Source organism: Gynurincola endophyticus (genome assembly GCF_003991195.1).
In the GTDB taxonomy this organism is placed as follows: Bacteria; Bacteroidota; Bacteroidia; order Chitinophagales; family Chitinophagaceae; genus Gynurincola; species Gynurincola endophyticus.
In genome coordinates, this window is record NZ_RCWL01000012.1 from 81,656 (window position 1) to 96,269 (window position 14,614).

The 14,614-nt window shown below is 37.7% G+C and carries 11 protein-coding genes; 5 read left to right on the top strand and 6 right to left on the bottom strand.

The window, feature by feature from the left end; translation table 11 throughout:
* Positions 1-115: 115 nt before the first annotated feature.
* From D9O48_RS17840 to D9O48_RS17865, 6 genes are all read right to left on the bottom strand, one after another.
* The gene (locus tag D9O48_RS17840) at positions 116-301 is read right to left on the bottom strand and encodes a CsbD family protein (protein ID WP_126974356.1); all 186 of its coding nucleotides are present in this window, start codon (positions 299-301) and stop codon (positions 116-118) included.
* A gap of 58 nt (positions 302-359) precedes the next feature.
* Complete coding sequence (locus D9O48_RS17845; RefSeq protein WP_126974357.1) at positions 360-2,474, bottom strand: catalase; 2,115 nt, start codon at positions 2,472-2,474, stop codon at positions 360-362.
* Positions 2,475-2,757: 283 nt separating this feature from the next.
* The gene (locus tag D9O48_RS17850) at positions 2,758-3,525 is read right to left on the bottom strand and encodes a TIGR03915 family putative DNA repair protein (protein WP_126974358.1); all 768 of its coding nucleotides are present in this window, start codon (positions 3,523-3,525) and stop codon (positions 2,758-2,760) included.
* 1 nt (position 3,526) lies between these two features.
* Positions 3,527-4,774: a putative DNA modification/repair radical SAM protein gene (locus D9O48_RS17855; protein ID WP_126974359.1), complete on the bottom strand. Its 1,248-nt coding sequence runs from the start codon at positions 4,772-4,774 to the stop codon at positions 3,527-3,529.
* An 81-nt stretch (positions 4,775-4,855) separates the two neighbouring features.
* Positions 4,856-6,061, bottom strand: a complete 1,206-nt coding sequence (locus D9O48_RS17860; RefSeq protein WP_126974360.1) for an NAD(P)/FAD-dependent oxidoreductase — start codon at positions 6,059-6,061, stop codon at positions 4,856-4,858.
* Positions 6,062-6,080: 19 nt separating this feature from the next.
* A complete protein-coding gene (locus D9O48_RS17865; protein WP_126974361.1) occupies positions 6,081-6,587 on the bottom strand; it encodes a pyridoxamine 5'-phosphate oxidase family protein in 507 nt (168 codons plus the stop codon).
* Between the two features lie 457 nt (positions 6,588-7,044).
* On the opposite strand from D9O48_RS17865, the gene D9O48_RS17870 reads away from it, so the two are divergent.
* The 5 genes from D9O48_RS17870 (at position 7,045) to D9O48_RS17890 (ending at position 14,431) form a co-directional block, all read left to right on the top strand.
* The gene (locus D9O48_RS17870; protein WP_126974362.1) at positions 7,045-7,974 is read left to right on the top strand and encodes an alpha/beta hydrolase; all 930 of its coding nucleotides are present in this window, start codon (positions 7,045-7,047) and stop codon (positions 7,972-7,974) included.
* A gap of 125 nt (positions 7,975-8,099) precedes the next feature.
* The gene (locus D9O48_RS17875; RefSeq protein ID WP_126974363.1) at positions 8,100-8,666 is read left to right on the top strand and encodes a hypothetical protein; all 567 of its coding nucleotides are present in this window, start codon (positions 8,100-8,102) and stop codon (positions 8,664-8,666) included.
* A gap of 101 nt (positions 8,667-8,767) precedes the next feature.
* Complete coding sequence (locus D9O48_RS17880) at positions 8,768-9,289, top strand: DinB family protein (protein WP_126974364.1); 522 nt, start codon at positions 8,768-8,770, stop codon at positions 9,287-9,289.
* A 367-nt stretch (positions 9,290-9,656) separates the two neighbouring features.
* Entirely contained in the window at positions 9,657-11,954 is a 2,298-nt protein-coding gene (locus D9O48_RS17885; RefSeq protein WP_158624935.1) for a WG repeat-containing protein, read from the top strand.
* Positions 11,955-11,959: 5 nt separating this feature from the next.
* On the top strand, positions 11,960-14,431 hold the full coding sequence (locus D9O48_RS17890) for a WG repeat-containing protein (RefSeq protein WP_126974366.1): 2,472 nt from the start codon (positions 11,960-11,962) through the stop codon (positions 14,429-14,431).
* Positions 14,432-14,614: the final 183 nt, after the last annotated feature.

The window sequence follows — 14,614 nt, forward strand, 5'->3', positions numbered from 1 at the left end:
TTCTAACTTTTCAGGATAAACAAATGAAGAAACCCTGCTTCATCTATAAAAAAACAAAAAGGCTGAACTTTTCAATTCAACCTTTTCATTATTTTAAAGGAAAGCAATCATTGGCTTACATTTTATCCAACCAGTCTTCCACTTCATCTTTTGTTTTACCGGTGGCTTTCTGCAATTTACCCAATAATTCGTCTTCTTTACCCTCTTCGTACAATAAGTCGTTATCAGTAAGATCGGCATATTGTTGCTTTACTTTACCTTTCAACTCATTCCATCTTCCCTTCCATGTTAACTTGTTCATAATAGTCTCCTTTTTTAAAATTAAAAAATGATTGAGGTTATATGTTGTATTATTTATCTTATACTGGTATTTTACGATTAGTTTCTCTTTCCCATATACGATGTGCTTTCATTATATGTATAAAATCTTGTACCAGCTTGTGCTTTGATTCAAGAATTACCCCCTTTCCCAATTCATTTTTGTTTACATAAGTGTATTCCAGCAATGATTCTGCGCCTTTTGCAAAGGATATAGCCTTACAATGCCGGTATGCTTCATTAACAAATTGATAATAATCGGGCTCGTCACTTAATATTTTTACCGAATCCCCATCAGGAGTATAAAGCGCATCATAACATACAGAAGCATCCGTCAGGTAACTATGTTGTACTGTTTCTTCACCACCTTCCTTGAATTTTACTTTTCCCACTCTGGTTGAAATCAATACAACTTTTGCGCCTTCTCTGACCAGAGCTTTCTTCATTTTATCTATGGATACTTTACTCACTCCATCTGCAACGAGAAAACCCACTTTTCGAGTGGCAATACTACCCTCGCCGGCTTTTGTTTCCATACTTAATGCGGGTGAATATTCAACTTCCGGTTTCGGTGGTTTGATCGGGTATTCAGGATGGTTTTGTTTTGCAAATTGTATGGTGAGTTTATCCAGTTCTTTCGCCGGAACAAGCCCAAGATTGTCTCCTACCCGCTTAGCCAGTGTTTTATCTACCTGATTTAATATTGCCAGTTCTCTTTTACGTACCGCTTCTGAATTTACTTTTGATAACTCAAAGCTAAATGCTGAAATAATATGCTCTTTTTCAGCAGCAGACTGTGAATTATAAAATAAACGTGCTTGTGTGAAATGGTCTGCAAAAGATGCAGAGCGGCCTCTTATTTTTTTTGCGTCTACTTTTTCAGCATGTGATTCAAATCCTTTTTCACCTTTCAGCATTGCATGATAAGGGCATCCTCCGCCTAAACTGTTCGGAAAGTAACTTACATTCCCTTTTAGGATATCCTGTCTGGCAAAACCATCTTTTTGATTATTATATTTTCCATTAATAGGACGGTTAATAGGAATTTCGTGGAAGTTGGGTCCTCCTAAACGATAATGCTGTGTATCGGCGTATGAAAATACGCGTCCCTGTAACAATGGATCATTGCTGAAATCAATGCCCGGTACCAGCCTTCCCGGATCGAATGCCACCTGTTCTGTTTCTGCAAAAAAATTATCCGGATTCCGGTTAAGCGTCATCGTACCGATTATTTTTAACGGAACCAGTTCTTCCGGAATAATTTTGGTAGGATCCAGAATGTCGAAAGAATATTTAAGTTCATCCTCTTCAGGAATTAATTGTACGCCCAGGTCCCATTGTGGAAAATCACCTGCATCTATGGCCTCCCACAAATCCCTGCGATGAAAATCTGCGTCATAACCAGATATTTTTTGTGCTTCCTGCCAGGCAACCTGATGTACTCCTAAACGAGGCTTCCAATGAAATTTTACAAATGTTGCTTTGCCTTTATCATTAATAAATTTAAAAGTATGTACACTAAATCCTTGCATCATGCGTAAAGACCTGGGAATAGCTCTGTCTGACATCACCCACATAGACATATGTGCAGCTTCTGGCATTAAAGAAATAAAGTCCCAAAAAGTATCGTGAGCAGAAGCCGCTTGTGGCATTTCTTTATCAGGTTCAGGTTTTACCGAGTGTATTACATCAGGAAACTGCATAGCGTCCTGAATAAAAAATACAGGAATGTTATTACCCACAAAATCATAGTTTCCTTCTTCAGTATAAAACTTAATCGAAAAACCACGTACATCCCGTGCAAGATCGGTAGACCCTTTAAAACCGGCTACAGTAGAAAAACGGGCAAACAAGGGCGTTATCGTTCCTTTTTTTAAGAAGGCTGCTTTTGTATACGCCGATATATCAGCAGTTGACTCGAAGATCCCATGTGCACCTGAACCGCGTGCGTGTACAACACGCTCCGGAATTCTTTCCCTATCAAAATGTGCCATTTTATCCTGGTAAATAAAATCTTCCAACAGCGAGGGACCACGAACGCCTGCTTTTAACGTGTTGTTGTTATCATGTATAGGAACACCATCATTAGTGGTCATTTCACGATTAGAATTATCAATCAGATGATGATTCATTTGCTCTTTTTTTCTTGTATTCATACTGAAAAAATTTATAGAGGATAATTAATACCTATACAACATTAGCTGTCAATTCATCAAATATGTTCAAACATTAATAATTTTCGAGGATTTTATATACCGGTTTACAGTAACCCTAGCTATGCAATAGGTATACCATTCGGCAGCATTTATTTTAAAGGAGAAATGAAATAATTTTAATTACCTGTTAGTAATTATATGCTTAAGAAAGGGTTTTAAGCTATATGAAAAATCAAAAATTCAGAACAAACAACATTATCAGTGAAATATGATTCATCATTTTTTACCCAACTTTTTTTTCAGTAAGGTATTTCCAATATCTTTTAGGTACATGTTGCAGATGGAGTTTTGTATTTTTTCTGCTTTCGATATTCGTACTGGTAAAATATTTTTGCCAAAGCCGTTGAAATTTTTCCTCATTTGCATCTAATGTGATGATATTGTGCTGTGCAGCAACAGCATGTTTATCAAGTGGCATTTCCTGTACTTCAGACACATTTACTTTATCGTATAAAATTCCATATTTTCTTTTGATATCATAAATCAGCCATTGCTGATCAGCATAACGTTTTTTAAAAAAATCGGCAATCAATGGTAATACATTAAAATCGGGTTCCACTACAGCATAATAACCACCGTCAGCTGTTTTTGAAAAACGTACAAAGGCTTCCATCCGGTGGCTTTCGCGGCCAACTTTCTGTAACATCTTCGAAAAGTAAAGTGTACTTTCATTTCCATAATTCTGCAATACCTGCTTTGAGGTATTAAACAGATCCACGATTATTTTATAGGAGGCCAGCCACGCTTTGCGGTCTTCCGACAAAAACACTTTATAAAAATCAACCGCTTTCTCGCGACTCACTCTCTTTTGTATGCCCAGTAACACCCGTTTAGCTTTTTCCGGATGAGTGGTAATTGTTCGGCTATTCTGAAAAAAACTGTTCTGATGTTCACTACCGGTTAACGGGATAACATCAAATTCTTTTCTTTCAAAACTCTCAAAAACACAGCATAAAAACCCTGAATAGGTGCCGTCAAACAAATAATACATATCAGAAAAGTGTTAATTGGGTTTGGAATAATTTATTATTTGTACTGGCTTTGAGGATGTTGTTTCGTATACTTTGCATAACAGGCATGCCTAATCTGATAACAGAATCTGCACAATACATAAAATGTTGCGCCCTGTTAAAAGCAATGCCCATTTTTTTTACCTGATACTCATGTAGTTTTCCAAACTTACGCGCCTGAATAATTTTCATAGCCGATTGGCGGCCTATTCCAGGGATACGGATAATCATTTTATAATCAGCCGTATTGATATTCACCGGAAACAATTGTGGATTTCTGAGTGCCCAGCTTAATTTGGGATCTATATCTAACTCCAGATTAACATGCAGGGGATTGACAATTTCTTCCAGTGTAAAATCATAAAACCGCAACAGCCAATCGGCCTGATACAACCTGTTTTCACGAACTACCGGAGGAGCAGAACCTATCTGAGGTAATAAACTGTTCTGATTATTAATCGGAATATAACCACTGTAGTAAACTCTTTTCAGCTGATATTTCTGATAAAATTCGTTGGCCACCTGCATGATTTCAAAATCGGTTTCGGGGGTAGCACCGATCACCATTTGCGTGCTTTGCCCGGCAGGAACAAATATAGGTGTATGTTTAATAAGAGCAGATTCTGCTTTATAAGCCTGTATCTGTTCGTTCACAAAAGCCAGTGGCTTTCGTACCGATGCATGGTCTTTATCAGGAGCTACCATTTTCAGCCCCGCTTCAGTAGGAAGTTCCAGATTGATACTCATCCGGTCAACATAAGTACCGGCTTCTTTTATTAGTTCATCACTGGCACCCGGAATAGTCTTTAAATGAATATATCCGTTATAGCGTTCTTCTGTTCTCAGTTTTTTAACCACCCGTAACAGACGCTCCATCGTAAAGTCCGCATTTTTAAAAATACCGGAACTTAAAAACAACCCTTCAATATAATTTCTCCTGTAAAAGTTCATGGTAAGGTCTACCGCTTCCTGTACAGTAAAAGCCGCACGTTGAATATCATTACTTTTTCTGCTGACACAAAAAGCACAATCGTAAATACAGTGATTGGTTAATAAAATTTTTAGTAAAGAAACACACCTTCCATCTTCTGTGTAAGTATGGCAAATTCCACCAAAAGAAGCATCCCCGATACCACCGGTATTTTGTCTTTTGCTACCGCTCGAACTGCAGCTCACGTCATATTTTGCTGCGTCTGCCAGTATTTTCAATTTTTCCTCTAACCTGTGCATTTTTTTCAATTGGATATATTCAAAAATACTAAATTTTTTAGCATTTTTGAATTTCCGCACAGCTTTTTGGTTAAAACGGAGTTATCTTCCAAAACGAAAATATTCGGAGAGCAGGTGTTTTTTTCCTTTGAGCCAGTGAGAGACCATTTCCATTCCTGTAACAGAGAAAGTAATACCGTTACCACCGAATCCTCCTACAAAATAGGATCTTTTAAAGTCAGGGTGCTCACCAATATATGGCAATCCGTCTTTGGTTTCGCCGAAAGTACCGGCCCACGCGAAATCTGAATAGAACTGTTTATCAGGAAAAATCTTTGCAAACGACTTCAACAGTTTTTGTTCTTTTTCTTTCAGCATCGCATCCCGTTTTACCGGGTCTTTAAAATCTTCATCTTCCCCACCTATGAGAAAACGTCCGTCATCAGTGGCACGCATATACAGATAGGGTTTTGAAGTATTCCAGATTAATATATCTTTATATTGCCGGTATAAATCCTTATCAATTTCAGAAACAATCGCAAATGAACTGAGTAGTTTTACAAACTTTTCTTTTATCATTCCTGCAGTTTCATAACCGGTACAATAAACAATATTCTTTGCTTTAATGACGGCACCTCCTGTAACAGTACCCAGATTAAAACCTTTTTTATATTGTACGCTCTCCAATGTTGTTTTATCAAAAACCCGGAGGCCCTTTTTATAAGAATGCAGCAATAGTTCATGTGCCAATTTATAAGCATCCACACTTCCTCCGGCAGCTGATAAAATAGCACCATAGTTATGATGAATACCGTATTTCGAAAGTACTGTATCCGGCTCCAGCCACCGCACATCGTAACCTGCATTGGAACGTGCTTCAAATTCTTTTTGCAACCATTCCGCATCTTTTTTGGATGCTGCATAATACAATGATTGTTTGAGTTGAAAGCCGGAAGCTGATTTAATTCTATGTGCAATTTTCCCGAGGTCTTCGACCGCTTTACAACAGGCATCGTAACTCGCGAGGGCACCTTTCTCTCCTATTTTTTCAATCAGTTCATATAATGGAACATCTATTTCATATTGCAGCATAGAAGTGGTGGCAGAAGAACTTCCGTTACAAACCTCCCGCTTATCAATTAAAACAGTATTGTATCCGTCACGAATACATTGATAAGCAATCAGGCTGCCGGTAATACCACCGCCAACAATCAGCACATCGCAACTTATATTTTCATGTAAAGACGGATAAGATGCCAGTAATCCGTTTTTAACCAACCAGAAAGGTTCATTCGACTTTAAATCCATAGATCCTTCAGAATATATTTTATAAATTTAAATCGCCTTTTCTACCTACATCCACTTTTTGGCCAGATAAAGCACTGGCAGCTATTTTAAAGAAGGTAACCAGTTTGTTGCTCTTGTTATCCCAATAGTGAGCTTCTGCAGGTGTTACTTTTAAAACTCTTATACGCGGATCTTCTTTTCCTCTCTCAAACCAGGCTTCTATCATTTTGTTCCAGTATTTCTCAATTCTGGCTTCATCTCTTGAAACTTCGGCAGTACCGTTAATACTTAAAAAGTTATATCCTTTTATATCTGAATATAATACACTTACTTTATCATTCTGTTGCAGGTTATGATAGGTTTCACTTTCTGAAGAAAACAAAAACCAGATATTACCCTGCTCATCCACCTCCTGTCTGCTCATCGGAACGGCATGTACATAATCACTACCGGCAATATTCGAGCACAACATTCCAATATCGATTTTGTCTATCATTTCTTTCAGCTTATCTACTGCTGCCTGATCGTGCAAATTTTCTGTACTCATAAGATATCTTTTAAATATTCTATAATTGAAACCCGGTATTCTTCTACATTACCGGAAATGTTTCGTTCATTCTATACCTGAAAGAATCATACCTATTACTTATTCTTTTGCTAAAAAAGATACGGTCAGCTGTCGGAAAAGTATTTGACCAGCCTGCGTATTTTCAGGCTTAAACGTGTCTTGTATAATTGAAAAAATAGTTGTATCTTATTAGAAGGGGCCGTTATGTAAAAAAAATGTTAACCGTTTACTTGCTGACGAATATCCCCAAATCCGGCATACTAAAGAATAAGTGTCAGAACTCTATTATCCACCTGCAATAAACTATATACGATTAAAAGGTTGAACTGAAACGTTCGGCTTTTTTTATGAGGTTGATTCATCCTCTTTATTTTGCAGTATCAGATAAAATACTATCTTACTACATAGTAATTTGCTTAAAATAAATCAATTACCAATGGTACCGTATTCTGATTACCTTCCTGCAAAAGATAGTGACCATCAGTTATATTTTACACTGTTTCATCCGGAAGCACAACAGGCAAAAGCTACGCTTCTTGTGTTGCACGGAATGCAGGAACACAGTGGCCGTTATACCGATTTTGCCAATTTTCTTGCTGCGCAGGGATTTGCCGTTCTGCTATATGATCATCTGGGCCATGGCAAAACAGCCAAAAATGAAGCAGAACTCGGGTTCTTTCACCATAAAACACCTGACCGGCAGGTTATTCAAGACGCCTTAACAATGGCCAGCCATCTTGAAAAACAGTACCCGGCTGTACCGCATTTTCTGATGGGGCATTCGATGGGTTCGTTTATTGCCCGGCGCGTGTTACAACAAGCTGCTGACCGCTTTCACGGGGCAATTATTATGGGTACAGGTACCAGAAACCTGGAAGCGCAGCTTGCCGGCGTATACCTCTCCCTCCTGAACAAAATAAAGCCTGCACATAGAAGCAGTTTTGTAAATAATCTGTTCAGTAAAATGAATAACAAAGCCTTTCAACAGGAACCTGCCCATTCCGGTACCAACTGGTTGAGTGTAGATGAAAACAACAGAGAAAACTTTTTACAAGATAAGTTATGCGGTGTTCCTTTCACCAATAACGGTTTTCATACCCTGCTTTCTTTAAATGTTGAGGCTACCCGTAAAGGATGGGCGAATAATATTCCTAAAGAATTTCCCCTGCTTTTTATCAGCGGAGCAAATGATCCTATCGGCAACTTTGGTAAAGGAGTAGAAAGTATCGTAAAAGAACTCCGGACGGAGGGATTTAAAGCAATCAGTATCCGGTTATATCCGGGGATGCGGCACGAAATATTAAATGAAGGGATAAAACAACAGGTTTATCATGATCTTCAAACCTGGCTCCAGGAATATTTGTAGAAATGCCGCGGAGCAGTTTGTCTTTTGTAAAAAGCTATTTTATTGCCGCGTGATTGTTCCGGAATATATTTTATTATTTTAATTTGCGAGGTTTTTATCGCACCATACTAAAACAAAGCCGGATAATGGAAGATTCCCGTAAACCAATACCATCAAAGAAATTCAGCATGCCGTCTACAGACCGGATACTGAGTCTCACTGCCATATTTGTAAGCATCTGTACACTGTTTATTCTTTTTTATCAGACCCGCTTATCACAAAAAATGTACTACCTGGAAGAGAAAGCCCAGAAAATGTCGGTATTTCCTCATCTGGAGCTGGGGCAAAGCCAGACGCCGGGCATGTACTATAAGTTTTTACTGATTAACTCGGGAGTGGGGCCTGCCAAAATCAAAGATGTAAGAATTCTTTATAATGACTCGGTTTATCAGATGGAGCCTGCACATTTTATTTCAGAAATAGACTCAACGCTCTCATTCTACAATTCTTCAATTCATAAAGGCCGTTTGGTTGCTGCCAACGAAAGTATCGAAGTAATCGGCAACGAAGACCATGGAAGCGAAGACCTGAAAAGGCTTGCACAAATATTTTCAGCCAGAAACTTCAATATCGCAGTAGATTATACTTCTATTTATGAAGATCAGGTATGGACGGTTTACTTCAAACCGGGTAATTTTCCTGCATCAAAATAAAGGATTTTCATAAAATTTAAAGCCCCTCCTCTGATGGCCTTTTCATAATACTGTTAACAGTAAAACGAGGTTTATGCCTGAAGTTTTTGTACCTTCAACCAATGAAACAGCAACAGGAGCTTGAAGTATGGATGCGCGGGCCTGTAAAGGATGTGCCTGCACTTTTGCAGCCGGTAGCACACGCTTTGTTACAGGTAGAGGAAGACGTTATCCGCTACCTGAGTAACCTTGATAATGAGCATTTATTGATCCAACCGGAAGGTGCTGCTTCTATCGCTTTTCATGTAAAACATATCGTGGGGGTAATCGACAGAATGTTTACTTACGCACAGGAAAAACCGCTTGCTCCGGCGCAGTTCGATTATCTTGCCGGTGAAGCAAAAGAAGAGAATGCTGAAAAAGAGGTGCTGCTGCAATTACTGCACAATGGTATTCAGAAAGCAATTGATCAGCTCAAACAAACAGACCCCAATCTGTTGACACACGAACGTTTCCTTGGCAGAAAAAGAATTCCTACCTCCCTGATAGGACTGCTATTTCACGCAGCAGAACACACACAGCGCCACGTAGGACAGTTATTGGTGACAGCCAGATGGGTGAAAACGATTCATTCAATTGAATAAGTAAACCCTCCTAAAACTAAAAGCCCCAACAAATGTCGGAGCCTTTAAACTTACAATCAATACACGCTTTTTGTTTCTGACCGAACCGGTGAATCATACAGTCACTCAATTACAGCACTGAAACGTGGGATATTTTGCCTCCCGCCAATATGTTGTTTTCCTGAAAGGGAATTGGTATCGCAGAATAGTTTGTCAAAATTAATTCATTATTCGGCTTAAATAAGCCGAACGCGTGTCATTCTTCAGTCATAAATATGCTCACCGCAGCCCCTCGGCGTCTATTAACAGCTAGCTCTTTCTTCTATGCCCCCGATACCATTTTTTCATTTTTCAATATATTTGTAAGCACTGACAGAAAACTTATATGATGCTACTCAAAAAGATTTCCGTATTCATTACATTATTACTTATTTCCGCTTTAGTTTTTTCGCAGGAAAAACTTGTTTTTGAGACTATTGGGTTTGGCGGGTACCACTCTCCTTTGGCGCAGGTACAGAAAGACGGCATGAAATACTTCTATCACCCTCAAACCGATGTGCTGATTGATATGGTAGATGAGCACGCCGCAGATTTGTTGGTGGTTGTTAAAGACGGTGCTTATGGAGTTTTGCATGAAAACGGAAAATGGATCATCTCTCCGGAGTATGATGGTATAAAACTAGTTACGTCCTATGAAGGGCAATGGAAAAAAGGAAAAGAATACAACTATAAATTTATTCTTCTTCAAAAAGACGATTCCTATGGTTTTGCCGACGAAAATGGCAAAATCATCGTACAGCCGAAATATCAGCAGGTGGCAGTGCTGAGTAAAACCCTTATCGCTTTTTCAGAAAACGGATACTGGGGCTGGCTGGCTGCTTCCAACGGACAGCTACTACAAAAACCTCAATACGATGAAGCACACAGCTTTTTTGGCGATAATTATGTACAGGTATCTCTTAATAATAAAACCGGATTGTCAGATGCTGAAGGTAGATTGTTAATTCCACTTGAATACGAAGGTTACTTCACTTACATTTTTACCAATACGCATAAATATATCGATGCACACCGTCAGCAGAAAAACATTTTATTTGATTCTACCGGAAAACAGGTTTTGAATATTGATCATGAGTCTTTCAAAACAATGAAAAACTCAGACCTGATCATCTTCAAAAGAAATAAACTTTTCGGAGCTGCAGATCCTGTTACCGGCAAAGAAGTGCTCGCGCCTGAATTCACCAATCTATTCGAATCAGTAAAAGGATTGATTAAAGTAGAAAAAAATGGAAAACAGGGAGTGATTGACGCTTCCGGTAAAGTAATCGTACCCGTTGAGTTCAGTAAAGTAAATTTTATGAATGCTAACGGCCAGATTCGCTATTCAGACGAGATTATAACAGCTGTGCCCGAAATCAGTACACAGGAAGCTTTGTCAGAAGAAAGAAAAACACAATTGTTATTTGAAAGAGAAGTAGAGAAACAACCGTATTTTATTATTGTTCATCAGGGAAATAATGCAGGCTTGTACAATACGAACGGAAAATTAATAGTTGCTCCGGGTAATCACTTTATTGAAACAAAATATAATAATCAAAAAACCTACATAAAAGTATCCGCAAACGGAAAAGATGGATTGCTGAATCAGGAGGGCAAATCAATTTTACCGTTAGAATATTCCATTATAACCGGCTATCCCTACAACGATCAAAAGCTTTCTCCGGTTTATGAGCTAAGAAAAAGATATGTTGCGATCAGCTCCCCCGCAAAAAAAACGGGCTCAATAGGTTTGTTCGATCTTGAACAGCAAAAAATAATTGTAGCACCAACAGCAAAATATATCAGCTGGCTCAGTACTGATTTTTTTAAGGTAGTCCACGAAAAAGAAAACTACAAAGAAACCATTTCTCTATATAATGCAACCGGTATATTGCTTCATCAGTTTGATGAAACGATCGAAGACATTGAACCGGTAAACAATGAACGCTTACGTGTTAAACAAAATGGGTTATATAAACTAACCGATCTGAATGGAAAGATAGTGTATGAAAATGCCGATTGGAAAATCAGAGGCATCTACAGCAATGTCCGTTTTCCGGATTATAGAGGAGCTGCAGATAGTAAATTTAAAGATGAGTTGATGAAAATACTTACTTCTGAAGGCAACCTCTTTATAGATAAAAAAGGAACAGAAAAACGATTTACCACCTATACGGAAGTAGATCATTTTTATGATGGTTATGCATTGGTAGCGAAAAAGAATAACAATACTAAAAACGAATCGTCTAATTATTTATTTGGGGTCATCGATCAAACCGGAAAAGAAATAATTCCTGTTCAGTTTACCAATATTGCTGCCATTTATGACCGAAACGACTTATTGCTTGTAAGCATCAATGAAAAGAAAGGAGTGATTGCCAGAAACGGAACTATTGTAATTCCTACACAATACGATGAAATTTCGCTTCAGGGTCAGGGAAAATATTTTCAACTCACGAAAAATGGTAAAAGAGGGTTGGCAGACCGTGATGGTCATCTGCTGCTTCCTGCAATTTACGACATGATCCATGTAAACTATGAAGGAGATGATAAAATATGGCCAGTGTTAGTAAAGAATGGTGAATGGTTTTATTTTATAGATAAAAACGGAAAAGAATCCTCTGGCACGGCTAAAATCAAAAAGTAACAACAATGAAACTCAATATAGCATTATCAGTTTTATTATCCCTCTCTTTTAATGTAAAAGCTCAGACGTCCTCTAATGAACGTACGATACTGAATCCGTTTAAAGATGGCTATGCTAAAATCGTTACTGATCATCAAACTTATTATATCAACACATCCGGACAAAAAATAACACCACCCCCTGATAAAGCCGGTGTGTTACCACCCGGCAAAGAAGCTTTGGAGAAATATGAAAACGAGCTCAAAAAAAATCCTGCGTACTTACCGGCAACCGTTTCACATTTTACCAACGATAAAGGAAAAACAGGTATACAATCTCCTGCAGGTGATGTATTGGTAGCGGCTCTTTACGATGATATTAATACCGGGTCAAGATTATTCTGGAAACTTTACCAAAACGGGAAGGTAAGCCTGTATTTACCAGATAAGAAAACCTTACCTTTTTTTGACGATATCGGTTATCTCGATGGTGAGCATTTTGATATCAAACAAAATGGTAAATGGAGCATTTACAGCAAATCGAAAGGAAAAGTCATAACACAAAATCAATACGATGGTTTTGATTATTGTGGAGGGTGCGGAAAAGCAGCTTCCTATGTTTATGCTAAAAAAGGAAACAAGTGGGGAATCATTGACTGGAATGAAAAAGTACTCATTCCTTTTGAATATAACCACTACCATTCGGGAATGCGTAGTGATAACTGGGTACAGACTTTTTCAAAAAGTGAAACAGAATTTGCAATTCTGAATCTTGCATCAAAAGAAGTTTTTGATTTTCGAAAAGGCAAAATCATTGGCGGATCACTGATTTATCAGAAAGACGGAAAATTCGGTTTATATTCGCAAAATGCTACATTAGTTCTACCTTTTGAATATGACCTGATCGAAGAACCGAATGCCAATTCATATTTAGGTTATAGCGGGCCCTATCTGATCGTTCATAAAAATAAAAAGCAGGGTGTGATCAATCACCAGGGAAATATTATCATCCCTGTAGAATATGATGAAATAAAAGTGTACGAAGCGTATTTTTCAGCACGTAAAAAAAATATAACCTATCTCATCGATAGTACAAAAAAAGTTTTAACGCAGGTAGAGAACGGTGAGATCAGTCATGTAAATGATTATTTCTATTCTTCCGGCAGTAAAGGAAACAATATTTTCAGAATAAAAAAACGCGCTTATTCAGGACTCTATTTTCCTGAAACCAATACTTATTACGAACCGGCTTATTATAACGTTAGTGTACAAATGCCTGATGAAGAAGATGCTACAGAATTTCTGATTGCTGAACGCCAGGGTATCATCACTGTATTTGACCTCAAGGGAAAGCAAATAATTCCTTCGGGTTACAATAATTTTCGTTTCTCCAACTCACTACCGGATGAATACGTATGGGTATTCAAAAACGAACTGGTCGGAATTTTTGACATCAAAAATCAAAAAGAAATTGTTCCTCCTTTATATAACAAAATAGAAGTATCGCCTAAAGCTGGTGCAGGTCTTTTGATAGCCACAGGAGGAAATTACGAAACTCCTTTTATCGACCTGTTTGATAAAAAAGGGAACCAACTGATCAACAAAACCATAAAAACAATTGACCGGATTAACGACAATATATACCTGCTAAACTTTTCTGCGGGCAACTCAAAACCAGCATTGCTCGATGTAAAAGAGATGAAAATAAAAGAAATTAACTATCCTTACGTATATGCCACCGGATCAAACGAATTATTGCTGGTTTCGAAGAATAATGAAACAGCTAATCTTTATCAGGTAAATAAACAAAAAATACTCAAGGATGAGTATGACATTACTTATCAGAGCGGTAATTATTCATCATCTGTTTATTCTAAACACCCCTCTATTTATACGTTTAAAAAAGGGATCGCTAAAATAGAAAGTGAAAAAGGATATGGATACATTAATGAAGAAGGAAAAGTCATTTTACCTCCTACTTATAAACTGGCAGAAGATTTTCCGGATAATGGGATAATCATGTTTGGAGAACCATCGAAGCAATATGGTAGCAGTATTTATCAGGTAGGCTTTATGAACCTTTCAGGAAAAATAGTTTTTCCAATAGAAAAATATTCGTACCACCGCGCATTATTACCCGAAGATTTATGCTTAAACGGAAAGGTAATTTTACCTAAAATGGATATTTATCCCGAAAAATATGGTTTGGGAGATATTCAATCCGGTAAAATACTTTTAGAAATGGTGTATGACTATATCAGGCCGATCCACCAGGGAAAATACCTCCTGTTGGAAGCTAATAAAAAATTTGGAATAGCTGATCTGAATGGACAGATCATAGTTTCTGTTGAGTTTGATAATTTACATATTCCCAATGAATTTACAGAACAATCAGAACCATTATTTCCTCTATTGGTAAAAAAAGGTAAACAATGGATGTACAGATTGGAAAATGGAAAATATCTTGAACAAACCGGCAGTGATATCAATTTGTATTAAGCCATTTGATTCGACCCCGCGAGTTGTGCTTCCTTTTACTGATCTGTTATAATTTTAATCTCTTCGAGGTGTGATAGATTATTGTAAAAATTTTCAGGTCAATAATTTTCATGAAACAAAACAATGCCTTCGGATTGTAAATTTATCCTCAAACAGTAAATTTCACCTGTAAAAAGATGTATT

Bases quoted from the DNA above. Each gene is read 5' to 3' on its own strand.
- D9O48_RS17855 (WP_126974359.1), bottom strand. From the start codon at position 4,774: ATGCACAGGTTAGAGGAAAAATTGAAAATACTGGCAGACGCAGCAAAA.
- D9O48_RS17880 (WP_126974364.1), top strand. From the start codon at position 8,768: ATGAAACAGCAACAGGAGCTTGAAGTATGGATGCGCGGGCCTGTAAAG.
- D9O48_RS17875 (WP_126974363.1), top strand. From the start codon at position 8,100: ATGGAAGATTCCCGTAAACCAATACCATCAAAGAAATTCAGCATGCCG.
- D9O48_RS17890 (WP_126974366.1), top strand. From the start codon at position 11,960: ATGAAACTCAATATAGCATTATCAGTTTTATTATCCCTCTCTTTTAAT.
- D9O48_RS17860 (WP_126974360.1), bottom strand. From the start codon at position 6,061: ATGGATTTAAAGTCGAATGAACCTTTCTGGTTGGTTAAAAACGGATTA.
- D9O48_RS17840 (WP_126974356.1), bottom strand. From the start codon at position 301: ATGAACAAGTTAACATGGAAGGGAAGATGGAATGAGTTGAAAGGTAAA.
- D9O48_RS17885 (WP_158624935.1), top strand. From the start codon at position 9,657: ATGCTACTCAAAAAGATTTCCGTATTCATTACATTATTACTTATTTCC.
- D9O48_RS17865 (WP_126974361.1), bottom strand. From the start codon at position 6,587: ATGAGTACAGAAAATTTGCACGATCAGGCAGCAGTAGATAAGCTGAAA.
- D9O48_RS17850 (WP_126974358.1), bottom strand. From the start codon at position 3,525: ATGTATTATTTGTTTGACGGCACCTATTCAGGGTTTTTATGCTGTGTT.
- D9O48_RS17870 (WP_126974362.1), top strand. From the start codon at position 7,045: ATGGTACCGTATTCTGATTACCTTCCTGCAAAAGATAGTGACCATCAG.
- D9O48_RS17845 (WP_126974357.1), bottom strand. From the start codon at position 2,474: ATGAATACAAGAAAAAAAGAGCAAATGAATCATCATCTGATTGATAAT.